The 23,692-nt window shown below is 72.1% G+C and carries 22 protein-coding genes and 1 pseudogene; 12 read left to right on the top strand and 11 right to left on the bottom strand.

The features are described from left to right. Window positions 1-46: 46 nt before the first annotated feature. Complete coding sequence (locus ACIF83_RS17310; RefSeq protein WP_398139193.1) at window positions 47-724, bottom strand: pyridoxal 5'-phosphate synthase; 678 nt, start codon at window positions 722-724, stop codon at window positions 47-49. 185 nt (window positions 725-909) lie between these two features. Between ACIF83_RS17310 and ACIF83_RS17305 the strand changes: the two genes are divergently transcribed. Beyond that, window positions 910-1,902, top strand: a complete 993-nt coding sequence (locus ACIF83_RS17305) for a CorA family divalent cation transporter (RefSeq protein ID WP_398139194.1) — start codon at window positions 910-912, stop codon at window positions 1,900-1,902. A 10-nt stretch (window positions 1,903-1,912) separates the two neighbouring features. On the opposite strand, the gene ACIF83_RS17300 is transcribed toward ACIF83_RS17305, so the two are convergent. After that, window positions 1,913-3,079: a thiolase C-terminal domain-containing protein gene (locus tag ACIF83_RS17300; protein WP_399727617.1), complete on the bottom strand. Its 1,167-nt coding sequence runs from the start codon at window positions 3,077-3,079 to the stop codon at window positions 1,913-1,915. Window positions 3,080-3,197: 118 nt separating this feature from the next. Between ACIF83_RS17300 and ACIF83_RS17295 the strand changes: the two genes are divergently transcribed. Further along, the gene (locus ACIF83_RS17295; RefSeq protein ID WP_399727614.1) at window positions 3,198-4,466 is read left to right on the top strand and encodes an acyl-CoA dehydrogenase family protein; all 1,269 of its coding nucleotides are present in this window, start codon (window positions 3,198-3,200) and stop codon (window positions 4,464-4,466) included. Then, window positions 4,466-4,942, top strand: a complete 477-nt coding sequence (locus tag ACIF83_RS17290) for a nitroreductase family deazaflavin-dependent oxidoreductase (protein WP_393472095.1) — start codon at window positions 4,466-4,468, stop codon at window positions 4,940-4,942. The genes ACIF83_RS17295 and ACIF83_RS17290 overlap by 1 nt, the downstream gene beginning before the upstream one ends. 3 nt (window positions 4,943-4,945) lie before the next feature. Here the strand turns inward: ACIF83_RS17290 and ACIF83_RS17285 are convergent, their stop codons facing one another. Further along, window positions 4,946-5,566: a LysE family translocator gene (locus tag ACIF83_RS17285; protein WP_393472093.1), complete on the bottom strand. Its 621-nt coding sequence runs from the start codon at window positions 5,564-5,566 to the stop codon at window positions 4,946-4,948. Window positions 5,567-5,648: 82 nt separating this feature from the next. Here ACIF83_RS17285 and ACIF83_RS17280 point away from each other — a divergent pair, with 82 nt between their 5' ends. The 3 genes from ACIF83_RS17280 to ACIF83_RS17270 all read left to right on the top strand — a co-directional run bounded on the left by ACIF83_RS17280 (window position 5,649) and on the right by ACIF83_RS17270 (window position 10,748). Then, window positions 5,649-6,110 (top strand): Lrp/AsnC family transcriptional regulator, encoded by a 462-nt coding sequence (locus tag ACIF83_RS17280; protein ID WP_393472090.1) that lies wholly within the window; start codon window positions 5,649-5,651, stop codon window positions 6,108-6,110. 121 nt (window positions 6,111-6,231) lie between these two features. Continuing rightward, entirely contained in the window at window positions 6,232-6,606 is a 375-nt protein-coding gene (locus ACIF83_RS17275; protein WP_398139199.1) for a CU044_2847 family protein, read from the top strand. After that, window positions 6,606-10,748 (top strand): trypsin-like peptidase domain-containing protein, encoded by a 4,143-nt coding sequence (locus ACIF83_RS17270; RefSeq protein ID WP_399727611.1) that lies wholly within the window; start codon window positions 6,606-6,608, stop codon window positions 10,746-10,748. Before ACIF83_RS17275 ends, ACIF83_RS17270 begins: the two co-directional genes overlap by 1 nt. Window positions 10,749-10,795: 47 nt before the next feature. Here ACIF83_RS17270 and ACIF83_RS17265 read toward each other — a convergent pair whose 3' ends face one another. Continuing rightward, on the bottom strand, window positions 10,796-11,431 hold the full coding sequence (locus ACIF83_RS17265) for a TetR family transcriptional regulator (protein ID WP_393472708.1): 636 nt from the start codon (window positions 11,429-11,431) through the stop codon (window positions 10,796-10,798). Between the two features lie 134 nt (window positions 11,432-11,565). Between ACIF83_RS17265 and ACIF83_RS17260 the strand changes: the two genes are divergently transcribed. From ACIF83_RS17260 to ACIF83_RS17250, 3 genes are all read left to right on the top strand, one after another. Further along, window positions 11,566-12,288 (top strand): VOC family protein, encoded by a 723-nt coding sequence (locus ACIF83_RS17260; RefSeq protein ID WP_393472083.1) that lies wholly within the window; start codon window positions 11,566-11,568, stop codon window positions 12,286-12,288. 189 nt (window positions 12,289-12,477) lie between these two features. Then, window positions 12,478-14,832: a PQQ-binding-like beta-propeller repeat protein gene (locus ACIF83_RS17255; RefSeq protein ID WP_393472080.1), complete on the top strand. Its 2,355-nt coding sequence runs from the start codon at window positions 12,478-12,480 to the stop codon at window positions 14,830-14,832. A gap of 132 nt (window positions 14,833-14,964) precedes the next feature. Further along, entirely contained in the window at window positions 14,965-15,456 is a 492-nt protein-coding gene (locus ACIF83_RS17250) for a hypothetical protein (RefSeq protein WP_399727606.1), read from the top strand. A gap of 4 nt (window positions 15,457-15,460) precedes the next feature. Here ACIF83_RS17250 and ACIF83_RS17245 read toward each other — a convergent pair whose 3' ends face one another. Genes ACIF83_RS17245 through ACIF83_RS17235 form a run of 3 tightly spaced genes read right to left on the bottom strand, consistent with a single transcriptional unit; the run spans window position 15,461 to window position 17,803 of the window. Continuing rightward, entirely contained in the window at window positions 15,461-16,237 is a 777-nt protein-coding gene (locus ACIF83_RS17245; RefSeq protein WP_399727603.1) for an enoyl-CoA hydratase/isomerase family protein, read from the bottom strand. Next, the gene (locus ACIF83_RS17240) at window positions 16,234-16,641 is read right to left on the bottom strand and encodes a Zn-ribbon domain-containing OB-fold protein (protein WP_393472073.1); all 408 of its coding nucleotides are present in this window, start codon (window positions 16,639-16,641) and stop codon (window positions 16,234-16,236) included. Before ACIF83_RS17240 ends, ACIF83_RS17245 begins: the two co-directional genes overlap by 4 nt. Before the next feature lie 7 nt (window positions 16,642-16,648). Then, complete coding sequence (locus tag ACIF83_RS17235; RefSeq protein ID WP_399727600.1) at window positions 16,649-17,803, bottom strand: lipid-transfer protein; 1,155 nt, start codon at window positions 17,801-17,803, stop codon at window positions 16,649-16,651. 83 nt (window positions 17,804-17,886) lie between these two features. On the opposite strand from ACIF83_RS17235, the gene ACIF83_RS17230 reads away from it, so the two are divergent. Then, a complete protein-coding gene (locus ACIF83_RS17230) occupies window positions 17,887-19,488 on the top strand; it encodes a FadD3 family acyl-CoA ligase (RefSeq protein WP_399727597.1) in 1,602 nt (533 codons plus the stop codon). 964 nt (window positions 19,489-20,452) lie between these two features. On the opposite strand, the gene ACIF83_RS17225 is transcribed toward ACIF83_RS17230, so the two are convergent. The 3 genes from ACIF83_RS17225 to ACIF83_RS17215 are packed head-to-tail and all read right to left on the bottom strand — an operon-like array spanning window position 20,453 to window position 22,485. Further along, window positions 20,453-21,388: a hypothetical protein gene (locus ACIF83_RS17225; protein WP_399727596.1), complete on the bottom strand. Its 936-nt coding sequence runs from the start codon at window positions 21,386-21,388 to the stop codon at window positions 20,453-20,455. 58 nt (window positions 21,389-21,446) lie between these two features. Continuing rightward, window positions 21,447-21,653: a DUF397 domain-containing protein gene (locus tag ACIF83_RS17220; RefSeq protein WP_398139206.1), complete on the bottom strand. Its 207-nt coding sequence runs from the start codon at window positions 21,651-21,653 to the stop codon at window positions 21,447-21,449. After that, window positions 21,634-22,485 (bottom strand): helix-turn-helix domain-containing protein, encoded by an 852-nt coding sequence (locus ACIF83_RS17215; RefSeq protein WP_393472061.1) that lies wholly within the window; start codon window positions 22,483-22,485, stop codon window positions 21,634-21,636. Before ACIF83_RS17215 ends, ACIF83_RS17220 begins: the two co-directional genes overlap by 20 nt. A 183-nt stretch (window positions 22,486-22,668) precedes the next feature. Between ACIF83_RS17215 and ACIF83_RS17210 the strand changes: the two are divergent. Beyond that, window positions 22,669-22,830, top strand: a pseudogene (locus tag ACIF83_RS17210) (ATP-binding protein); the annotation flags it as partial. Window positions 22,831-22,842: 12 nt separating this feature from the next. Next, on the top strand, window positions 22,843-23,220 hold the full coding sequence (locus ACIF83_RS17205) for an ATP-binding protein (protein ID WP_393472706.1): 378 nt from the start codon (window positions 22,843-22,845) through the stop codon (window positions 23,218-23,220). A gap of 174 nt (window positions 23,221-23,394) precedes the next feature. Here ACIF83_RS17205 and ACIF83_RS17200 read toward each other — a convergent pair whose 3' ends face one another. Beyond that, on the bottom strand, window positions 23,395-23,562 hold the full coding sequence (locus ACIF83_RS17200; protein WP_393472058.1) for a hypothetical protein: 168 nt from the start codon (window positions 23,560-23,562) through the stop codon (window positions 23,395-23,397). Window positions 23,563-23,692: the final 130 nt, after the last annotated feature.

The following is a 23,692-nucleotide window of genomic DNA, read 5'->3' as shown; positions in this document are numbered from 1 at the left end:
GGCCTGGGCTCCGCATCAGCCACTTCATGTCGTCCCCGTCAGCCTCTTACGGCCACAACAGGTGCCTGGACCAGCCGGAGGCGTCCGAGGCCTCTGTGCGACGGTATGTCAGACGTACGTGTCTGCGGGCCGCGTCTCCCTGGAAGAACTCCACTTCCTCCGGCTGGAGGCGGTACAGCGTCCATGTCCCGGAGGGCTCCGCCGGGTTCTGCCGGGCCCGCTCCCAGGCGGCCTCCGACGCCTGCCGCAGCTCGTCCAGCGAGGACAGCTGCTCGCTCTGCCGCCCGGTGAGCGCCGCCGCCAGGGCCCCGGTCGAGCGGGCGTGCAGGTCTGCCTGGCTCTCCTGCGACGGCGCCGACGTCACCGGACCCCGCACCCGCACCTGCCGTCCCAGCACCGGCCAGTAGAAGGCCAGCGCCGCGTACGGGTGGGCGCTCAGGGCCCGGCCCTTGCGGCTCGTGACGTGTGTCGCGAAGGACCAGCCGTCCGCGTCCGCGCCGTGCAGCATCACGATCCGCACATCCGGGAGACCGTCCTCGTCCGTCGTCGCCAGCGCCATGGTGTGCGGCTCCGGCTGCCCCGCCTCCACCGCCTCCGCGAACCAGCTCGTGAACAGGTCCAGCGGTGCCGAAGGGGCCGTGTCCGGGTCGAAGGGCCGTAGCTCGGTCTCCTCGGGTGACCACACCCGCAGGGACCGCAGCAGCCCGTGAAGATCCGTTTCCATGACGCCGAGTATGGGCCCGCGTGCGGATCCCCTCGGCGCGATGGCCCGACCGGCTCCGGCCGCCAGGGGTGAACGGCGGAATATCGCGCGGATCCCGTACGCCGTCCGGACTGCCCCCGCATGCGGTGCCGCCGGAGTGTGCGCAGGCTGGGACCTGCGGGCTTCGGGACCGGCGGTGAGGGGCGATGATCGTAACGGTGGTGTCGATGCCGGAGGGGGGCGTCACGCGTACGGACGTGGCGGAGGCACGTGAGCGGCTCGCCACGTCCGGTTTCCTGATCGTCGACGTCGAGCTGTCCGAGGAGCCGCCGACCGGGGCGCCGCCGGTCTCGCACCAGCTCGGCCTGGAGACGGAGCACCTCACCTGGCTCGGCAGGGCGGGCGAACCCGCGCGGGCCGAGTTCCTCGGGGACCAGGCCGCCTTCGTCGTGCCCGTGGTCAAGGGGAACGAGGTCGCTCATGTCCATACTCTGGTGACCGAGCGGTATCTCCTCACGGTGCACCGAGGACAGGCCGGCCTGCGGGAGAGCCTCATCGCGCAGCTGCGGAGCGAGCGGCCCCCCGACACCGTGGCCGTGCTCTTCCTGCTGCTCCAGGAGGCCCTGGCGACCTACCGCCGGTCCGCCGTGCAGGACCTGCTGCTGGTGGAGGAGCTGGAGGACGAGATGTTCGAGGGGCGACACCCCGCCCAGATCTACCGGCTGTCGCAGCTGCGACGGCACTCCGCCCTCCTGCACCACACGCTCCTGCCCTACCTCCAGGTGGTGGACGAGATGTTCACCCGAAGGATGATGATGAACAGCGGCCTCCCGGAGGAGCGCCAGCGGCTCGCCCGGGAGTTCCAGCACACGGCGAGGCTGGTGCACACGGACATCGAGTCCCTCCAGGACGCCTCCCGGCGCGCCTTCGCCAGCTACTCCACCCTCGTCTCGGGCGAGCAGAACGCCGTGATCAACCGGCTGGCCATCGTGTCGGTGATCTTCCTGCCGCTGTCGTTCCTGACGGGGTTCTTCGGCATGAACTTCACCTATCTGACCGACGAGTTGGAGAGCAGGGCCGTCTTCTGGCTGCTCGCCATCGGGCTGCAGGTCGTCGTCGTGTTCGTCGCGCTCTACGTCCTGCACCGCACCCGCATCTGGCGCAGACTGCGCGACGAGGAGGGCATGGACGACCGCTGAGCCGCTCCCGTCACCGGCCCAGCACCACCGTCCCGGAGGAGCAGAACCAGCCCCCCGTGCCGGAGGCGACGCCGAGGTACGGCAACTCGCCGCCCGGACGCCGCACTTGCCGCTCTCCCGCCTCCCCGCGCAGCTGCCGTACCGCCTCCACCAGCAGGAACAGCCCGCGCATGCCGGGGTGCTGGGCCGACAGGCCGCCGCCGTCCGTGTTCACGGGGAGTTCCCCGGAGACCAGTAGCCGGCCCTTCTCCGCGAACGCCCCGCCCTCGCCCTTCGCGCAGAAGCCCAGGTCCTCCAGGGTCACCAGGGTCATGTAGGTGAAGGCGTCGTAGATCTCGGCGAAGTCGATCTCGGCGGGGCGCACGCCGGCCCGCTCGAAGGCGAGCCTGCCGCTCACCGCCGCCGGGGAGACCGTGAAGTCCGGCCACTCGGACATCGTGGCGTGGGAGAGGTGCTCGCCGGTGCCGAGGATCCAGACGGGGGCCGTACGGCAGTCCCGTACGTACTCCTCGGCCACCAGCAGGACCGCCGCCCCGCCGTCCGAGCGGATGCAGCAGTGCAGTTTGGTGAAGGGGTCGGCGATCATCGGGCCGGACAGGACGTCGTCGACCGTGATCGGGTCCCGGAACATGGCCTCGGGGTTCAGGGCGGCGTTGGCGCGAGCCTGGACCGCCACCTGGGCCAGCTGCTCGATCGCCGTGCCGTGTTCGATCATGTGCCGGCGGGCCGCCATCGCGTACTTGGCGATCAGCGTGTGGCCGTAGGGGACCTCGAACTGGAGCGGGCCACGCGCGCCGAAGGACAGGTCTCCCGTCCTGCGGCCCGCCCTGATGTCCGCGCGCGCCGTCGAGCCGTAGACCAGCAGGACGGCGTTCGCGTGGCCCGCGGCTATCGCGTCCGCCGCGTGGGCCGCCATGACCTCCCAGGTCGAGCCGCCGACGGAGGTGGAGTCCACCCAGGTGGGGCGCAGGCCCAGGTACTCGGCCACCTCCACCGGGGCCAGCGTGCCGAGGCCCGCCGAGGCGAAGCCGTCCACCAGGGCGCGGTCCAGGCCCGCGTCCGCGAGGGCGCGGCGGGCCGCCTGGGCGTGCAGGGCGTACGGGGTCGTGTCGTCCACGCGGCCGCAGTCGGAGAGGGCCACCCCGGCCACGGCGACTTTCCGGTTCCCGGGTCTCATGGATCTGACGGTATATCAGATCCCGTAGGGCGCGGCAGGTGTCGCACCTCTGGGCTTCACCTCCCGCCCGTCCTAATATGACGCTCCGTCAGATCAGTCCGGAGGGATCGGATCAGCCATGGACACGCGTCTCACCGCCGAGCAGGACGAGATCCGCCGGGCCCTGCGTGAACTGCTCCACAGGCACTGTGGCGCCGAGGCGCTGCGGGCCGCCGTCGACAGCCCGAACGGGTACGACCCCGCCCTGTGGTCCGCCCTCGCCGGCCGGCTCGGACTGCCCGGACTGGCCCTCCCCGAGGCCTACGGCGGTGTCGGCTGCGCGGCCACCGAACTCGCCCTCGCCTGCGAGGAGACGGGGCGGACGCTCGCCCCCTCCCCGCTGCTGGCCACCTCCGTCCTCGCCGCCCCGCTGATCCTCGCCCTCGGTACCGAGGCCCAGCGCACGGACCTGCTGCCCCGCCTGGCCGCCGGCACCCTCACCGCCGCTCTCGCCGTCCCCGGCCCCGCCCTCGCCACCGCCCTGGCCCTGACCGGCGGCAACGGCGGCCAGTGGGCCGGCGGGGGCCGGGCGGGCGGGGTGCAGGCCCGGCAGAGCGGGGACGGGTGGCGGCTGTACGGGCAGGTCGACCAGGTGCTGGACGGGCACAGCGCCGGGCTGCTCGTCGTCGCCGCGCACACCGGCGGGTACGCGCGGTCCCGGACCCTGCTGTTCCTGGTCGCGGGGGACGCCGCGGGGGTCGTACGGGCCCGGCAGACCGCGCTCGACGCTACCCGGCCGCAGGGGCGGATCCAACTTCGGGACGTGCCGGGCGAGTTGCTGGGCCAGGCCGACCAGGACGTGCTTCCCGCCCTCGCCGGACTCGGCGACACCGTCGCCGCCGTGCTCGCCGCCGAGGCGGTGGGCGCCGCCGACCGGGCACTGGAGCGGACCGTGGAGTACGTGGGGCAACGGGAGCAGTTCGGGCGGGCCATCGGCTCCTTCCAGGCGGTCAAGCACCGGCTGGCGGATGTGTACGTGGGCGTGCAGGCCGCCCGCTCGGCCGCGTACTACGCCGCCTGGGCGACGGTGGACGAATCGGAGGGCGCGGCGCGACGGGGGTGCCCCCAGGCCTCCGGCACGGAGGGAGCCTCGCCGAAAGGGCGGTGGCGGGAGACGGGTGGGCACGTGGGCGGGCTTGCGCTCGCGCAGGCGCTCGAGGCGCTGCGGTGCGCGGCCGGGGAGGCGATCCAGCTGCACGGCGGGATCGGGTTCACCTGGGAGCACGAGGCCCACCTGTACTTCAAACGGGCGGCCGGGGACGAGCTGCTGTTCGGGCCCGTGCACCGGCTGCGGGACCGGGCCGCCGAGGAGGCCGGACTGTTCGTGCGCGGGGAGGTGGCGGTCTGATGGCAGGCGTCGGCGTGCGGTTCGTGCAGAAGGTGTCCGCCACCCGGGCCTTCGCGAAGGTCGCCCCGCATGTGATCCCGGCCCTCGACCGGGCCGTCCACCGGCTCACCCGGGGAAGGATGCTGCTCAGCGCGCAGCTGCTGCCCGGCGTGATCCTCACCTCGACCGGGGCGAGGAGCGGGCTGCCGCGCCGGACCCCGCTCGCCTGTATGCCGGAGGGGGACGGGCGCGGCTGGCTCCTCGTCGGCTCCAACTTCGGCCGGACCGGCCACCCCGCCTGGACCCACAACCTGCTCGCCCATCCGGACGCCTCGATCAGCTGGAAGGGCCGGGACGTCCCCGTCACGGCCCGGCTGCTGGGGGGCGAGGAACGGGCCGCCGCCTGGAAGGAACTGCTGGCGTTCTGGCCGCCGTACGCGACGTATCAGGCGCGGGTGGAGCGGGAGATCAGGATCTTCCGGCTCCTGAGAAAGTGATCGTCAGAGCGTGGCCAGACGTTCCACCAGCAAGAACGCGCCGATTCCGAGCATCGCCGCGCCCGATGTGCGGGTGACCGCCCGGGCCGCCGCCGGGCGGGCCGCCAGCAGGACGCGGGCCAGGGCGCCGACGCTGAGGTACACCGCCGCGCAGCACGCCATGTGCAGCAGGCCGAGGGCCGCGGTCTGGGCGGCAATGGGCAGGTGGGCGCCGCGGAGGGTGAGGAACTGGGGGAGCACGGAGAGGTAGAGCAGCAGGCCCTTGGGGTTCAGGCCGCTGATCGTGGCACCCCGCAGGAACAGGTGCCGGTCGGCGCCGGGGGTCGTGTCCGCCGCCCCCGGGACGGCCGGGCGGCGCAGCACCCCCCAGCCCAGCCACAGGAGATATCCGGCGCCCGCCACCGTCAGTGCCGTGAGCAGCCGGGGCGAACCCGCCACCAGGACCGCGAGACCCGCCGTCGCCAGGACCGTGTGCAGGGCGTAGCCGGAGACCAGGCCCGCCACCGCGCGCGGCACCGAGCGGCCGCGCAGGGCGGTCGCGATGACGAACGCCCAGTCCGCGCCCGGCACACACACCAGCAGCAGGTCCACGGCGAGGTAGGAGAAGAGCAGTCCCGAGTCCATGCTGGGGACATTAGGCGTGAATGGCCCGAAAGTGTTCCCGAAATTTGCCCATGATCGCGAGATCTGGGCAATTATCTTCTTCATGGACGACGTGGACCGGAAAATCCTTGCCGAGTTGCAGCAGGACGGGCGGCTGACCGTGACCGAGCTGGCCGCCCGGGTGCGCCTGAGCGTCTCGCCCTGCCACCGCCGGCTGCGCGAGCTGGAGCGCTCCGGTGCCATCCAGGGCTACCGGGCGGTGGTGGACGCGGCCGCGCTCGGGCTCAACTTCGAGGCGCTGGTCTTCGTCTCCATGCGACAGGAGGACCGGGAGACGGTCGCCGAGTTCGAACGGGCGGTCAGCGAGCTGGAGCACGTCCTGGACGCCCAGCGGCTGTTCGGCGAGCCCGACTACCTGCTGCGGGTGGCCACCGCCGACCTCGCCGCCTTCCAGCGGCTGTACGACGAGCGGCTCGCGACCCTGCCGGGGGTGCAGCGGCTGACCTCGACGCTGGTGATGAAGCACGTGGTGCAGGACCGGCCGCTGCCCGCGACACGGGGGTAGCCCCGGCGGGCGCCCGATGTCTCAAATGCAGTGTGCGGACAGGGTGTTGCCCCCTGTGGGGCGGGAGCGGCCTGTGGTACACCGAGAACGCGATCAGCGAATCCGGGAGACGGGGGCGGACATGAACGGCATGTACATTCCGGTCGACGTGGGCGGTGTCCAGGTCTTGGTGGAGGCCACCGATGTGCGGCTGCCGGGATCGGAGCCGACGGCCACGCGGCCGGGGAACCTCACCGGGCACGTCCGGGACGCCTTCGCGCAGGCGCAGTCGACGATCGTGGAGATCGCGACCTCCACGGCGGAGGCCCTGCGCCAGGCGGGCCGGGCGGCCAGGCCGGACGCCCTGGAGGTGGAGTTCGGGGTGAAGTTCTCCGCCAAGGGCGACATCATCGTGGCCGGCGCGAGCGGCGAGGTCACCCTCAAGGTGAAGCTGACGTACGACGGGAGGCGGGACCAGGCGGCCGACGACGGGGAAGCCGACGACGAGGCGTCCTGATGTCTGTGCCCTCCTCGTCCTCCTTGTCCCCCTCGTCCCCCTACTTCTGCGGCGTCCCCGGATATCTGGGCAGCGTCCTGCACCCCGCCGCCGACGACCCGGTGGGTACCTGCTTCCAGCTCTCGCCCGGCGTCCTCGCCACCGCATGCCACGTCCTGGAGAGCCTCGGCCTCGCGGTCCCGGGCGCGCAGGTGCGCTTCGCCCCGCTGGCGGGCGGCCCGGCGGGCACGGCCACGGTCGAGCGGGTGGACCAGGCGCACGATCTGGCCGTTCTGCGCACCGACAGCCCCCTCCCCGCGTCCGTGACCCGCGCCATGGCGACGGAGACCGTGGAACCCGGTACCGAGCTGGTCATCGAGGGCTTCGGGGAGGTCCCCGCCTACGAGGACCGGCACACCTACCGGTACCTGAGGGCCGGCGGGCGCTGGGAGCACCCGACCGGGCGGGACGACGGCGTCCGGCTCGGCCGCCTCCGCACCAAGGACCTGCTGCGCGGTATGAGCGGCGCGCCCGTGCGCCGTGCCTCCGACGACGCCGTCCTCGGCGTGGTCAGCGCCCGCTACAACAGCACCGACGGCTGGCTGCGCGACTCGGTGTGGACGGCCAGGACCGAGGATCTCGCCGCGCTCGCCCCGCGGGAGCTGTCCTGGTTCTCCCCGCACCTGCGCACGCACGGGCAGGTGCTGCGGGACCTCGACGACAAGGAGCAGTACCTCACCGCGGAGCAGCTGGAGTTCGTCAGCCCGGGCCCGGGCAGCGGCGCCGCCCCGGTCCGGCTGCTGGACCGGCTCGACGCGCAGTACGAGCCCGGCGGGTACGCGGAACCGCGGCGCGGGGTGCTGCTGGAGGGCGTGGCCGGGGCCGGCAAGACCCGTACCTGCTTCGAGGTGGCGAAGCTGGCCGCACAGGAACCGGCGGGCGCCTGGCTCGTCCTGCACGTGACACCCGGGTCCGCCGTGACCGCCGAGCACCTCGTACAGGCGGCCCTGACGCACGCGCCGGTCGCGGACGCCGCCCGGGTCCTGCTCGTCCTCGACTATCTGGACAGCTACTCGCAGCTCGGCCTGACCGAGCTGGGCCGGGAACTGCAGACCCTCGACCCGGAGGGACGGGTGGCCTGCCTGGCCTCCGCCCGGCCCGGTGCGCTCCAGGCAGCGGAGGTACACGGCGTCTTCGGCCAGGTGCCCCTGGAGGACGGGGAGGAGTACCGCGCCCGGGTGGCCGCCGTGATCTTCCAGAAGGTCGCCCCGGAGGCCTGGCGGCGGTGGGGCGAGGACCGGCTGGTGGCCGCGTGCAGCGACCGGCCCGTCCTCGCCCTGCTGATCGCGCGGGCGCTGGAGGAGCAGGCCCGGGCCGGGCAGGACGCCCCCGACCTCTCCGACCTGCGTCGGGGCAGCCTCTTCGACTGGCTGAGGCGGCGGCTCGAACGCGACTTCGGTGTCCCGACCGCCGCGGACCGCGAAGCGGGCCTGTCCCGTCCGCGCGTGGCGCTGCTTGCCTCCACGGTGGCCCTGCTGGCCTGCCCGCAGGACCGTTCCGCCGCCGTGCGGGAGGCCGTGGACCGGGCCCTCGACCAGCGCGCCGACAGCGACTTCGGGCTCCGCGGCAATGACGTGCTCGCCCTGCTGCGCGACCAGGGCTGGCTGGTGGGCGGCGCCGACCGGCTCGAACTGGTCCACGACATCGTCGCGGACGGCCTGCTCGGCGCCACGCTGGTCCCCGGGCAGACCGTCCAGAGCGGCACCGCCGAGGAACTCCTGGACGCGCTGCTCGACCGCGGCCCGGCCTTCACCCAGGCCGTACGGCACCTCTCCCGCTGGACCACCGACCAGGACGCGGCCCGGCAGGCCAGGATCGAGGACGCGTGCGCCCGCTGGCTGGAGGTCCGGGCCGACCCGATCCGGAAGCTGCTCGCCGCCGACGCGCTCGGCGAGACCGCGTTCGACCTGATGGCCCGCACGCCCTGGCAGGCCGGGATGCTCCGGCTCTGGGACGAGCTGGTCGGACCCTGGCTGGACCAGATCGAGCGCGAGCGGCCCCGCGCCCTGCCCGCCGTACTCGCCCAGGCCGTGGACAGCATCGTCGGACCGCTGCCGCAGCAGCTGCTCGGCAGCGCCCTGACCTGTCTGGAATCCCGTCGGCACGCCCCGGAGACGGGCCTGCTCCTGCAGGCCCTGCTGTACGCGGAGGGCCTGGCGCCGGACCGGCTGGAGGTGGTTGCCGACCGCGCCCTGGCCTGGATACGGCGCCACCAGGGCGAACGGCGCGCCGTCCAGCTGCTGGCCGCCGCCCTCGGCCGCCCCGAGCTGGCACCCGGGACCGCCCGGCGGCTGGTGGAGGCGGCCCGGGAGTGGATACGCCGCAACCCGGGGCACTCGGCCGGCTCCGTGGTGCTCGGCCCGCTGCTCGACCGCGACGACCTCGGACCCCACGCCAAGTCCGTGCTCGACGCCGCGCTGACCTGGGTCGTCCGGCAGAACGGCAACCCCGGCGTCTCGTTCGTCCTGCCGCGCCTGCTGCGGCGCACGGACCTCGGGGGACACCGGGACCGGGCGGTCGGCCAGGCCCTGAAGTGGCTGCGCGATCACCGCGAGCGCCCGCAGGCCTCCTTCGTCCTGCGCCCCCTGCTCCGCTTCGACCTCACCGAGGAGGAGGCCCAGCAGGCCGTCGGACACGCGAACAAGTGGCTGACCCGCAACACCGGAGAACCACAGGAGTTCGTCCTCGGCGCCCTGGTGCGCTGGGACGGCCCGGCCGCAGAGCGCGTCGGCACGCTGCTCCGGCAGCAGCCGGTGACCGAGTCGCAGCAGCACCTGCTGGCCGACCTCCTGCGCGGCGACCTGCCGCGGCCGCTCCTCCAGGAGGTCGTCGACGCGACCCTGCGCTGGCTGCGGGTCCACGGCCAGGGGCCGGACTCCGCGCTGCTGCACTGGCTGCTCCGCCGTCTCCCGCCGGGCGGCGAGGCCTGGGCCGAGGCGTCCGAGCGGGCCGTACGGTGGCTCAAGCGGTACGGCACCGCCGCCGAGGCCAGCTTCCTGCTGGACGACCTCCTCACCGCCGAGCCCGGCCGCGCGGACACCACCCGCCTCGCCCTGGACTGGCTGGCCCAGCACGGCACCGACCCGCACGCCAGCTATGTCCTGAGGCCCCTGCTGCTGCACCACGACGGCCTCCCCGAGGACCAGGCCGGGCAGACCGTGGACCGCGCCCTGGCCTGGCTGGCGGGGCAGGCCGAGAGCGACGAGGCGGGGTTCGTCCTCGAACCGCTGCTCATCCTGCAGACCCTCGGCCCGGACGAGGTCACCGCCACCCTGCGGGCCACCACCCGGTGGCTCCGGGACCACGCGACGAGCCCCGGCGCCGACCGGGTGCTGGGCCCGCTGCTGACCCGTGCCGACGTGGTGGGCGACCTGCGGGCCGTGACCGAGGCCCTGGCGGTGGCCTGGCTCGAACACCACCCGGAGGCCGACGACGGCGTCGCCCTGCTGGCGACGCTGCTGGCCCGGCCGGGCCCCGCCCCGGAGCTCGCGGCCCGGCTGGTCCCGTACGTGGGGAAACGGACGCGGAAGGGCCGTACGGCCGCCTCACACCTCATCGGTCTGCTGCACTCGGTGCCGGTCGGCGCACTGCAGCGGGCGGCGCTGATCGACCACACGCTGACCTGGCTGGCCCAGTTCGGCCCGCCCGGCACGGGCAACCCCAGCGCGGTGTACGCGCACCTGCTGGCCCAGCACGACCTCGGCGAGGAACAACTGGCCCGTGCGGCCGAACTGTTCCTGGCCTGGCTGGACCACCGGGCGACCCGCGCGGCGGTGGGACGCCCGCTGGCCGAGCTGCTCCGGCACACCGGACCCGCCCCCTGGCGGGCGGCCGCCGTGACCCGTGCGCTCGCCTGGCTGGCCGAGAACGCGTCCCGGCCCATCGCGGCCGAGGTGCTCCTCGCCCTGCTGCGCGACCCGGCGCCGCCCCCGGACCGCCGGGCCGAGGTGCTCGGGTACGCACACGAGTGGCTCACGGGGAACGGGCCCGGGCACTGGAGCTGGGCGGATGTCACCGAGGCCGTGGGCGGGGTGGACGGCGCCGAGGCCCCGGGCTGCGCACCCGGGCCGGAAGAGAAAGCAGGCGGCGGTCCACTCGGGTGAACCACCGCCTGCCAGACAGGACTTGGGACCTGGAAAAGGGCCGGGTGCTACTTCGTCGGCTTCTTGCCTGTCACGCCGAGGTGCACCAACAGGGCCAGGTTCGGCTTGAGTTCGGCCTGCTTGACGCCCCAGGTCTGGAAACCCTTCTGGTGCGCGGCCACCGCCGCGAGCATCGCGACCAGCGAGCCGGCCACCGCGGCCGGGTTCACGTCCTTGTCGACCCTGCCCTTGGACTGGAGTTCCGTGATGGAGTCCACCAGCGAGTTGTTCACCGAGTTCAGGATCTTCATACGGATCTTGTAGAACCGTTTGTCCCCCTCGGCGGCGCCGAGGTCGACCACGCGCAGGATCGCGTCGTTCCTCCGCCAGAACTCGAGGAACCCGTCCACGAGTTCCTGCGCGGTCTGCCACCCCGCCTTGCCGGCCCAGCTCCGGCCCTCCAGCAGCGCGGTCAACCCGGCGCCCTCGGCGGCCATTTGCTCGGCGATCTCCAGGACGGCACCTTCGACGTCCGGGAAGTACTGGTAGAAGGTCGCGGGTGAAGTGCCCGCCTTCCGAGCGACATCGATGACCTTGACGTCCCGGTAGGGGGAGGAGCTGAGCATCTCGCTGAGGCAGTCGAGCAGCTTCTGCCGGGTCGCCTGCCCACGCCGGCCGGCCACGCGGCCGTCGACGGTACGCACTTGTCCTGTCATGCCGTCAGCTTACCGAGGGGTGATCGGAGCGCTATTCGGCCGACTGCAAATGGGGTGCACGGGTGCATCGGGGGTGGTGTGGCTGGTCTGCGGGGTGCGCGCGGCGCGGTTACTTTGACGACATGGCCGAAAACAGGGCATCGGTGTACGGAGAGGGCGTCCCCTGCTGGGTGGACGCCCAGCTTTCCGACGTCGAGGCGGGCAAGCGGTTCTACGGTGAACTTTTCGGGTGGACCTTCGAGGAGGCTCTCGGCTCCTCCGTATGGGCCCTGCTGGGCGGCGAGCCCGTCGCCTCGCTCGCCCCCAAGATGGACGGCCGGATGCCCACCGTCTGGACGGTGTCCTTCGCGACTCCGGACGCCCAGGCCCTCGGCCGGCGGATCATCGCGGCGGGCGGGCAGGTGGTCATGGCCCCCTTCCCGGTGGGTGACCTGGGCATCGCCGCACTCGCCGCCGACCCCCAGGGTGCCGTGTTCGGCCTGTGGCAGTCCGCGAGCCACCCCGGCTTCGGGCGGCGGCACGAGCCGAACACCTTCGTCTGGGTCGAGCTGTACACCCGGGACACCGCCGCCGCGAACACCTTCTACGGCGGTCTCTTCCACGACGCCCTGTTCGGCGCCGACGCCGAGCCCGACTTCGGCCGCGCGGACGTCTCCGACGTCTTCCCGGCCGAGATGCCGTCGCACTTCCTCACCCACTTCCGGGTCACGGACCTGGAGGACGCCGTCGGGTCCGTACAGCGGCTCGGCGGGCGGGTCCAGGCTCCACCCTTCGAGACGTCGTACGGACGAGTGGCCGTCGTCACCGACAATCAGGGGGCGTCGTTCGCGGTACTGCAGCGGTGAGGCAGGCACCACGGCGATGAAATGACCTTATTCGGCATGAGACACCCCGATTCGTCACCGGTTCGCAACCAGCCGTCCGGCCAGGAAGAATCGGGGTGCGTGCCGCCATGGCGGTGCGGTGGTGAGACGCTGCACTTCGGTCGCGTACATATGTGGGTGGCGCGGCTCGTACGGGGAGGTGGCAGGCAAGTGGTGGATCAGCTGACGCAGCACGATCCGCGGCGGATCGGGCCGTTCGAGGTGCTGGGCCGGCTGGGGGCCGGCGGCATGGGGCTGGTCTATCTGGCACGCTCGGCGTCCGGCCGGCGCGTGGCGATCAAGACGGTCCGCACCGAGCTGGCCGAGGACCAGCTCTTCCGGGTCCGCTTCACCCGCGAGGTGGAGGCGGCCCGGGCGGTCTCCGGCTTCTACACGGCTGCCGTGGTCGACGCCGACCCGCGCGCCGCCGTGCCCTGGCTCGCCACGGCCTACGTCCCCGCGCCCTCCCTCGAGGAGATAGTGAACGACTGCGGGCCGCTCCCGGCCCAGGCGGTGCGCTGGCTGGCGGCGGGCGTGGCGGAGGCCCTGCAGTCCATCCACGGCGCCGGCCTGGTCCACCGCGACCTGAAGCCGTCCAACGTCCTGGTGGTCGAGGACGGCCCCCGGGTGATCGACTTCGGCATCGCCTCCGGTGTTTCGAACACCCGTTTGACGATGACAAACGTCGCCGTCGGCACCCCCGCCTACATGTCCCCCGAGCAGGCCAAGGACTCCCGCAGCGTCACCGGCGCCAGCGACGTCTTCTCGCTCGGCTCCATGCTGGTCTTCGCGGCCACCGGCCACCCGCCCTTCCACGGCGCCAACCCGGTCGAGACCGTCTTCATGCTGCTGCGCGAGGGCCCGGACCTCACCGGCCTGCCCGACGAGCTGCGGCCGCTCATCGAAGTCTGTATGCAGATGGAGGCGTCCGGCCGCCCCTCCCCGGCCGACCTCCAGGCCCAGCTCGCCCCGCACCTGTTCGGCTCCGGCTCCGACGACAGCGGCACCGCCTCCGCCTGGCTGCCGGAGAAGGCCGTCGCTCTCATCGAGGCCCGCCGCGGCGGCCGCCCCGCCGCCAAGCCCGCCCCCACCTCGCCCGGCCCCCGCAGCGCCGGCCGAGGTGCCGTACCCCCGCCGCCGCCCTACGACCCCGCCGTGCGGGCCCCCGCACCGGTCGGCGCGGCGGGCGCGCCCGACACCGGCCCGGTCCGGCTGGCCGGCGCCCAGGTGCCCATCGGCCCCGGCCCCCGGGTCGCCGACGCCCGCGCCGCCGCCGTCAAGGCACCCCCGCCGGAGGCCGGCCTGGTCGCCAGCTGGTCCCGCCCCCGCCCCGGTGTCAACGGCGCAGACCCTGCCGTAGGCCCTGCCGTACCGCCCGCGCCCCCGGAGACCGCGTCCGGCTGGCGCCCCTGGCGCTTCCGCATGTCCAACGACGTCTGGGGCACCCCGTCCGTCGACGGCGACCTCGTCTACGTCACCTCCTTCGAGGTGCACGCCCTGGACGTGGCCACCGGCCGCCGCCGCTTCAAGACGCGGGACGTCGCCTGGTCGATGGCTGTGGCGGACGGCCGTATCCACGCCTCCGACGGCCCCACCCTGTTCGCTCTGGACGCCCGTGAGGGCGCCGACCTGTGGCGGCTGTCCACGGACGCCTGGGTGTACTCCCTGCGCGCCGACCGGGGCACGGTCGTCACCGGCACCCGCGGCGGTGGCGTCCAGGCCTGGGAGGCCTCCGGCGGCCAGAAGCTGTGGGAGATCTCCGGCTGCCAGACCGACTTCGAGTCCCCCGAGGCCGGCCCCGCCGTCCACGACGGCACCGTCTACGTCTGGCAGGACGCCCGGCTGCGCGCCCTGGAGGCCCGCACCGGCGAGGAGCGCTGGTCGTACCCCATCGGCGACGCGGCCTCCTGCGGCGGCGTCCCGGTCCGCATCACCCCGGCCCCCGACGGCTACGTCTACGTCTCCGCCGGCACCCGCGTCCTCGCCATCGACGTGGCGAGCGGCATGGTGCGCTGGCACTTCGAGGCCCCGGCGGTCTTCCTCTGCCCGCCCGCCTTCGCCCCGGGCCCGGCCGTCACCGGCGGCGGCATCTACCTCGCCGACTACCTGGGCACGGTCTACGCCCTGGACGCCACCGACGGCCGTGACCGCTGGCGCATCGCCACCGAGGCCCGCTCCTCCGTCGAACCGGTCCTGGTCGCCGCCGGCCATGTCCACGTCGGCAGCGGCAAGGGCCTGTACACCCTGGACGCGGTCACCGGCACCCCCAAGTGGCGCTTCCAGGCCGGCGGCGACGTCGTGGGCGCCCCCTCCGTCGCCGAGGGCCGCATCCACTTCGGCTCCACCGACCACCTGCTGTACACGCTGAAGGCCGACGACGGCCGGCTCCGCTGGAAGCTCGCCACCGGCGGCGAGATCACCGGCTCGCCGGTCGTCAAGGACGGGGTGGTGTACGCGTGCAGCAAGGACCGCTGCGTGTACGCGCTCGACGCGGAGAAGGGCACGGGGACCGCGCGCACCACCTGAACGGCGCCGAGATGACGGCCGTCGCACCGGCTACACGGAAGGGCTCCAGACGGCGGCCGTCTCAGGAGTAGACGCTACCCCGGGTGCGGAAGCGCTGCCACGCGGTGATCGCTGCGCCGTTAGGGTGACCGCATGAAAACACGGGGGCGCACACTCAAGTTCACGGCCGCGCTCATGTTCGTGGTCCTGGCCCTGACGGGGTTCTCGTCGGGGCACAGCCGAGGCCGCGGCCATCACTACAAAAGCGGCCACAGCAGCGGGGGCGGGTGCAGCAGCTCGCACCAGGATCACGACGACACTTCGCCGTCGTACGACGACTCGGACGACGACTCGGACGGCGGCGGCAACGGCTACATCGAGGAAGCCACGGTCAAGCTCGTGAGCTGCGCGACCAGGAAGAAGCCGTACGCGACGGTCGAGGTCACCAACCCGAACGACACCAGCGCCACCTTCTCGGTGACGGTCTACTACAAGGACAAGCGCTCCAAGTTCATCGACTACGACGACCTGGACGTCACCGTCCCCGCCAACGGCAGGCAGACCGCCCGGATCCCGTTCAACAAGGCCTACTTCGCGCGTCTCGACCACTGCGAGCCCCAGTCGAACGCCACCGTCGTGAGCTGACGGCTCACCGCGTCCGGAACCCTCCCCGGCGCCGCCCCTCGAACAGCGCGGCCTGCCGCTCGGCCGGCAGATTGCCGAGGGCGATGAGGTGCGGCGCCTGCGCGAACGCCGGCGCGCGCCCCGCCTCCCGGGCCGCCCACAGGGCCCTTACCGTCCCCTGCACACCCTCCGTCGGATACCCGGCGATGACGGCGGCGCAACGCACGGCCGCCTGCAACGCCCCGCCCGGCTCGGTCAGTTCGCACACGAGCCCGATCTCGTGGGCCCGCTGCGCGGAGATCCGCTCGGCGCTCCCCATGAGCATCATCCGGGCCACCTCCCCGTACGGCATCCGCGCGGCCATCAGCAGGGACTCGTAGGCGCTGACCATCCCGTACGTCGTGTGCGGATCGAAGAAGGCCGCCGTCGTGTCCGCGACGACGAACTCGCTCTCGCCCAGCAGATAGAAGGCCCCACCACAGGCCATGCCCCGCACCGCGGCCACCACCGGCTTCCACAGGTCGTTCGCCTTCGGCCCGATCCGCAGCAGCGGATCGTCCTGCATGTACGGCGACGAGGGCTGCGGCACGACGAAGTCCCGGTCGATGCCCGTGCAGAAGGCCCGCTCCCCGGCCCCGGTCAGGACGACGGCGCGAACGGAGTCGTCGAACCGCAACTCCCTCCACAGAGAGGAGAGTTCCTCCACCATGCCCGCGTCGACGGCGTTGAGCCGCTCGGGCCGGTTCAGCGTGACGACGGCGACGCCGGTGTCCTTGTCGGCGGAGAACCGGAGGGTGTTCACGCCGGCACCCACTGCGGAAGCCCGTCGGAGAAGACGACCTGGACCCGGCCGCCGATCCGTATGCGCCGAGGATCGAGGGAGTCGAGAGGAGCACCGGCACGGCTCACCAGATTCCCCACGAGCCTTATCCGGGGCGCGTCCTCCAGCTCCACGACGACCACATTGTACGGCGCCTGCTCGGCGTACTCGGGCAGCAGTGGCGGATGCGGCAGGACGTACGACCACACGCGCCCGCGCCCCGACACCGCCCGCCACTCGCTCGCGAAGGACTGGCAGTGCGGGCAGCACGGCCGGGGCGGGAACCGGAACTCGCCGCACTCGCCGCAGGCCTGGACACGCAGCTCGCCACGGGCGGCGTACTCCCAGAACGGGGCGCCGTCGGTGTCGGTGACGGGGGTCAGCATGGCTGTCTCAACTCCTCAGCAGAAGGGCGGAGGTGGGGACACCCTCGCCGGCGGTGACCAGACAGGTGGCGGCCCCGGGAACCTGCGCGGTACTGGTGCCACGCAGCTGCTTCACCCCTTCGTTGATGAGGTTGAAGCCGTGCACATAGGCCTCGGAGAGCCCGCCGCCCCCGGTGTTGACGGGCAGCCGCCCCCCGATCTCCAGCGCGCCCTGCTCGGTGAAGGCGCCGCCCTCGCCCCGCCCGCAGAAGCCGTACCCCTCCAGCGAGAGGGGTATCAGGGCCGTGAACGCGTCGTAGATCTGCGCCACGTCCACGTCCTCGGGCGTGAAGTCGGCGTGCTTCCACAGATGCCGGGCAGCGGTCCAGGCCGGGCCGGTGAGCGGGTCGTCGTTCCAGTAGTTGACCATGCCGTGGTGCTGGGCGGGCAGACCCTGCGCGGCGGAGTGGACGTACACGGGCTTCTGCCGGCAGTCCCGGGCCCGCTCCCTGCTGACGACCACACAGGCCAGCGCGCCGTCCGTCTCCAGGCAGTTGTCGAAGAGACACAGGGGCTCACTGATCCAGCGGGAGGTCATGTACATCTCGCGGGTGAGCGGCCGCTCGTACATCACCGCCGCCGGGTTCTGGTTGGCCCGGTTCCGGCAGGCGAGAGCGACGTTGAAGAGGTGATCCCGGGTCGCGCCGAACTCGTGCATGTAACGGCGCGCGAGCATGGCGATCTCATCGGCGGGCCGAAGCAGCCCGAAGGGCCGGGTCCACTGGGCGGGTGTGGGCAGCTGGACGGCGGTGTTGGTCCAGGGCCGGGGGCCGGAGCCGCGCTTCCGTGACCGCCAGGCGACCCCGACGGTGGCCTGTCCGGCGGCGATGGCGGCGGCGAGGTGCGCGACGGTCGCACAGGAGCCGCCCCCTCCGTACCCGACCTTGCTGAAGAAGGTGAGGTCCCCGAAGCCGACCGCCTTGGCCAGCTCCACCTCGTCCGTCTCCTCCATGGTGTAGGAAGCGAGGGCGTCGACCTCGCCGGGCGCGATCCCGGCGTCCTCCAGGGCGGCGAGCACGGCGCGGCAGGCGAGGGTCCTCTCGTCCTCCGGAAGGTGTTTGGCGAAGGCGGTCTGCCCGATCCCGACGATGGCGGTGGCATCTCTGAGCCCCGTTCCTGCCATGGTGCACCCACCCTTCCTCTGCTGACAGCCCGTCAGGTTACAGCTAATCTGACGGTCAGTCAGCTACGGCGTAGGGGGCTGCTATGAGTGACTGGGGCACCATCCCGGGTCTGGTGCGATGGTCGGCCGAGCGGTACGCGGACACCGAGGCGGTGGTCGAGGGCCGCACGAGGATCACGTACGCGCAACTCGGCGCCCGCGTGGAGCGTGTGGCGGCGGCCTGCCTGGCGAGCGGAGTCCAGGTCGGAGACCGGGTGGCGGTCTGGGCCCCCAACTCCCTCGACTGGATCGTCTCGGCACTGGGCGCGGTGTCGGCCGGCGCGGTCCTGGTCCCGCTCAACACCCGTTTCAAGGGCACGGAGGCGGCGGACGTGCTGCGCCGCAGCGGGGCCCGCCTGCTGTTCGTGACGGGCACGTTCCTGGGCACGTCGTACGTGGCGTCGCTGAGGCGGGCGGCGGGGACGTCCGACGGCGTGGGCCATCCGCTGCCGGGCCTGCCGGCACTGGAACAGGTGGTGGTCCTCGCGGACGACGCCCCCCAGGACTTCCGCACCTGGAAGGACTTCCTGGCGACCGGCGAGGGCGTGAGCGCGGACGAAGTCCATGATCGCGCCGCCGAGTTGGACGGCACCTGCCTCTCGGACATCATCTTCACCTCGGGGACGACGGGCCGCCCCAAGGGCGCGATGATCACCCACGAGCAGACGCTGACGGCGTACGAGATCTGGGCGGACCTGGCCGGCCTGCGCACCACCGACCGCTACCTGATCATCAACCCCTTCTTCCACACCTTCGGCTACAAGGCCGGGGTGATCGCCTGCCTGATGCGCGGGGCGACGATGATCCCGCAGCCGGTGTTCAACGTGGACACGGCACTGGCGAACATCGCGGCGGAACGGGTGTCGGTGCTCCCGGGCCCGCCCACGCTCCACCAGTCCCTCCTGGACCACCCCTCCCGGGACACCCACGACCTCTCGGCGCTGAGGCTCGTGGTGACCGGGGCCGCGGTGGTGCCGCTGCGCCTGGTGGAACGCCTGCGAGGCGAACTCGGCGTCGACACGGTCCTGACGGCGTACGGCCTCTCGGAGGCGAGTGGCATCGTCACGATGTGCCGCCGCGGCGACGACCCGTCGGTGATCGCGTCCACCTCGGGCCGTGCGATCCCCGGTACGGAAGTGAAGCTGGTCGACACCGGAGGATCACCGGTACCGCCCGGCACACCCGGGGAGGTCCAGGTCCGGGGCTTCAACGTCATGCGGGGCTACTACGAGGACCCGGCTGGGACGGCGGAGACGATCTCCCCGGACGGCTGGCTGAGCACGGGCGACATCGGAGTCCTCGACCCCTCCGGCAACCTCCGCATCACGGACCGCCTCAAGGACATGTTCATAGTCGGCGGCTTCAACGCGTACCCGGCGGAGATAGAGCAACTGCTGGGCCTCCACCCGGACGTGGCCGACGTGGCGGTGATCGGCGTACCGGACGCCCGCCTGGGCGAGGTCGGCAAGGCGTACGTCGTCCGCCGCCCGGACTCGGTACTCACCGGGGACGACCTGATCGCCTGGTCCCGCCGCGAGATGGCCAACTACAAGGTGCCGAGGGCGGTGGAGTTCGTGGGGGAGCTGCCCAGGAACGCGAGCGGCAAGGTGGTGAAGGGGGAGTTGCGGAAGGGCACTGCGAAGTGACCGTGGGGCCGCCCGCTTCTCGGCGATTGTCGTGCTTCCGCGAGGCGAGTCAAGGGCGCTCCCGCGTCGCCTTCGGCGATCGGCCTACGGCCGACCCTTGACACGCCTCGCTCCAGCACGGGTGAGAAGCGAGCGGGCGGCCGGGGGAGCAGTGGGCGGCTTGGCGGGGTTGACCTTTGGGCGGGTTGCGCTTGTGCCGTTGGCGGAGGAGACGCGACCGCGCCTCGCCGGCACGCCGGGCCGGTTCGGCGGCGTGCGGTGGGCGGGCGGGGCGTGGGCGGGGCGTGGGGCGTGGGGCGCCAGGCCGTACGGGTGGCCGCGGCCAAGGTGGTGTTGGTGCCCTCACACTGATCCCGCCAGTCCCATCGGTCACGCGAGACAGTCCCGCTGGTCCCATCAGTCACACGAGCTGGGTGATTGGAAGATCTGGGCCAGACGGGAAGGGCCTGCCGCAGGGGCGGTGCTAGCGGGTATGGCCCAAGTCTCCCGACTGCCCTCCCGATTGGCGCCAGCCCTGTTTCCTGGCCTCCCCGTTCCCAGCCCTCACGTAGGTCCGGAAATTTGCCCCCTCCTCCCGACTGCTGACCTCCGCAATGGGCATCGCCCTCCTCCACACCGATCGCAGCCGCACCCTCCCCCTCCCACGGGCCGCAAGCCGCCGAACCGGCCCGGCGTGCAGGCGAGGCGCGGTCGCGCCCTTGCCCACGGGCGCAAGCCGCCATTCCAGCCCGGCGTGCCCCCACCTGGCTCCCGCGTCTCCTCCGCGCCGGCCCGCAACGCAGCCGACAGTCGGGGAACGCCGGTCGGGACCCCGCCTTTCCGGGCCGCTCGCTCGCTTCTTCCCCGTGCTGGAGCGAGGCGTGTCAAGGGTGGCCCGGAGGGCCATCGCCGTAGGCGACGCGGGAGCGCCCTTTACTCGCCTCGCGGAAGCACGACACTGAGAGGAAGCGGGCGGCCCCCACGGTCACGGGGAATCACCGGACAGGGCAGCCAAGGTGGCCCGGATCTCCTCGATCATGTGACCGGGCCGGTGGAAGACATCCTCGGCGCTGAAGCGGAGGAGGCTGCGGATCTCCGGGCAGCGGAGGAGCTGGTTGTAGCGGGTGATGTCCCGGCGGTGGGCGTCACGGGTGCCGTGGTAGGCGTATCCCTCGATCTCCACCCCCAGCCCTGCCGCCCGGAACAGGAAGTCGACGAAGCGGCGGCGGCCGTCCGGGGTGCGCAGCTCGGCTTGGCTCTCGGGATGGAGATCGGCGTCGTACATGCGCAGTCGGGCAATGGTCTCTGCAGGAGAGCCGGCAAGTGGATCGCTCAGGCTCAGCCAGTTCCGGGCCCGGACCGATCCCTGCGAGACCGACTGCAGCGCGGCTGCGATCTCGTCCCGCGTAGTGAGTGGTGCGCGGCGGACGTATCCGACCCGGCGGTAGGCCAGGGCCGATTCCACGGCGACGACCGCCTCGTCCCTCGGGCCGAGTCGCAGCAGATCGGCGAGCGTGCGGGGCGGGGTGGTGAGCCGCAGCCCCTGTCGTTCCAGCACGTCTCTCGTGCTGAGCAGCATCCGGTGGACGCGTACGCCGCTGCCCACGCGGCGGATGGTGAGGTGTGGGTCGATGAATTCCAACGGAGCTTTGCGGCTGCCACCGAGCATCTCGATCCGCCAGAGGGCAGCCGCTGAGCCATGGCTCACGATCAGCCGGGGTTCGCGGAACAGCACGGCCCGGAGGCGAGTGAGCAGATCCGGGTCCCGCCCCGGCTCGGCCCAGGCACCGTGCCGAAGCTGGGTCCAGCCCTCTGCCCGCAGTGCGCGCGTGAGACTGCGCCGGGGCCAGCCGGCCTCGACGGCGCGTGAGGTGAGCAGGACGCCCCTGTCCGCCAGCGCCCTCAGGTCCCTTCGTTCCACCCGGGCAAGATCGCAGAATCCGTGACTTGCCGCTTGCCCTGTGGATAACCGGGCGGAGTCAGTTCTTCAGCGAGCCGAGAAAGGCGCTCCAGGCGGCAGGCCGGACGAGCAGTACGGGCCCGTCCTGGGCCTTCTTCGAGTCGCGGACGGGGATCACCAAGCCGGGGTGAGCGTCTGAGACTTCGACACACTCGCCGCCGCTCCCGTTGCTGTAGCTGCTCTTGCGCCACACGACGTTGCTCAGGTCAATCCCGGTGCTTGCCATCTCGGTAGTCCTCTGCCGCTTGTTCGACCATGGCCAGGGACGCCTCCGGCGGGAGTGCCGTGGCCCTGAGCAGATCGTACGACCTTCGGTAGTCCTTCACGAGCGCTGGATAGTCGATGAGTTGGCCATTGTGGAGGCCCTCTGTGTAGGCCACCGGTGGGGCATCCGGAAAGGTCATGACCCTCATCATGCCCATCATGAACGGGTGGGCGTGCGCCGTTTCCGGGAGGATCTGCAGAACGCCTTGCGTGGAGCGGATCACATGAGCGATGTGCTCCAGTTGTACCGCCATCTCTGTCGAGGGCAGGAGAGGCTTGCGGATGAGGGACTCGTGCAGCACCGCCCAGAATGAGGGCCGCTCTTCGCGTTTCCAAATCTCCGCGCGCTTCAGCCTGGCCCGAACCTGCTTGTCGACGGTCTCGGGTGGCAGCCAGGGCAGCGAGGTGTGGACGACGGCCTCGGCGTAGGCCTGGGTTTGCAGCAGGCCAGGCACAAGCATCGGAGCCCAGTCCTCAATCGTCTCCGCATGGCGTTCCATCTCCGCCACATCCGCGAAGTACTCCGCATGCCCCGACTGCCGTGCCCGGCGGGCATCTTCACAACGCCGCTCGAAAAACCCGTCCGTCCCCAGCACTTTGTCGACGTGCCGGGCCAGATCCGGGGGCATGCGCCGCTCGCCCCGTTCGATCTGGCTCAGGAAGGGCACACCACGGAAGCTTCCCTCAGCCAGTTGCTCCAGGGTGAGGCCCGCCAGCTCCCGTTGGTAGCGCAACTCGGCGCCGTAGAACGAGGGGACGTTCGCCGAAGCGTCGGGGTCCTTGCGTGGGGGCACAACTCATCACCGTCATTTGCCTGTTGCGCTTGCGTAGCCGAAACCTCTTCAAAAGGTACCGACGGATGCTTCAACGTGTGACTGTTTCGTCACACAGAGCACAGGAAGGTGTACGCAACTGTGTCGTCCTCGAATCCCCCCACCGGCCACCTCGCCAACTCGGTCCACGACACCAGCCTCTGCGTGGATGACCTGCGCGACGCCCTCTCCGCCCACGGCATCACCCTGCCCTCCCTCCGGGTGGATCTGCCGAGCTTCGCGGGCACGTACCAGCCCCCGGTCGGCCTGGTGGTACTCGGCAACTGCAACACGGCGACTGCGCGCAAGTTGGCGGTGGCGCTGCGGGGCGAGGGACGGATGCCGAGCCGACCGCCTCTGGACGTCGAACTCGTCGCCGTACCGAAGGGACTCCATGGCCTGCGCCGCACTGTCCGACGCTACCTGGACGTGCCCTGCGCGGATGTCCAGCTCTGTGTCACCGAGCTCGTCACCAATGTCATCCGGCATGTGGGGGAGGGGACCTCGGTCCGTGTACGGGTGGCCCGTACGGATGCCAACCGGATCCGCATCGAGGTCACGGACCCGGCCGAGCGGGCCCTCCCCGTATCCCTGCCCAGCACGCTCGATGGTGAGGTGGGTCGAGGCCTCGCCCTGCTGGATGCCGTGGCGGTGCGATGGGGTGTGGAGCAGGGGGTGGGCAAGACGGTGTGGTGCGAGCTGGCGGAGGCGGAGTGAGCGAGCGTTCGCGGCAGCGGGGGCAGACCAGCGCGGGTGGGGCGGTGCGAACGTACGACTGATTCGAACAGGTTCGGCCGCGAAATGACTTGGATCATGCTCCGGACACACCTCGGCCGCGGCGGCTCCCCCTCCGCGCCGCCGCGGCCGTTCCCCGTCCGGTGAAAGGTCTGATCAGGCCTTCTCGTCGGTGGCGTGGGTGTTGTCCGGAGTTGCCACGCCGGTGTCCTCGCCCGCCGCCAGAGTGGTCGGCTTCAGCGGCTCGCTGGTGGCGTGCGTGTTCAGCGTGGTCACCTCGGGGACCGAGGTCTCCGGCTGCGTCGTCTTCTTGGCGTCGCTCATGACTGCTCCCCTGATGCTCTGTGCGATGGGTCTGAAAGGCCCGCCCGGCTGCTCCCCCGAGCGCGGCCGAGCGGGCACTTATGGGCCGGTACACCTTAAGGTGCGCCCATATGACGTCCCGTCTGCCCCC

The sequence above is a fragment of the Streptomyces sp. NPDC085866 genome, assembly GCF_044541035.1.
Lineage (GTDB): Bacteria > Actinomycetota > Actinomycetes > Streptomycetales > Streptomycetaceae > Streptomyces.
Note: the sequence above shows the minus strand (reverse complement) of the source record. Positions and strands in the feature narration are given on the sequence as shown.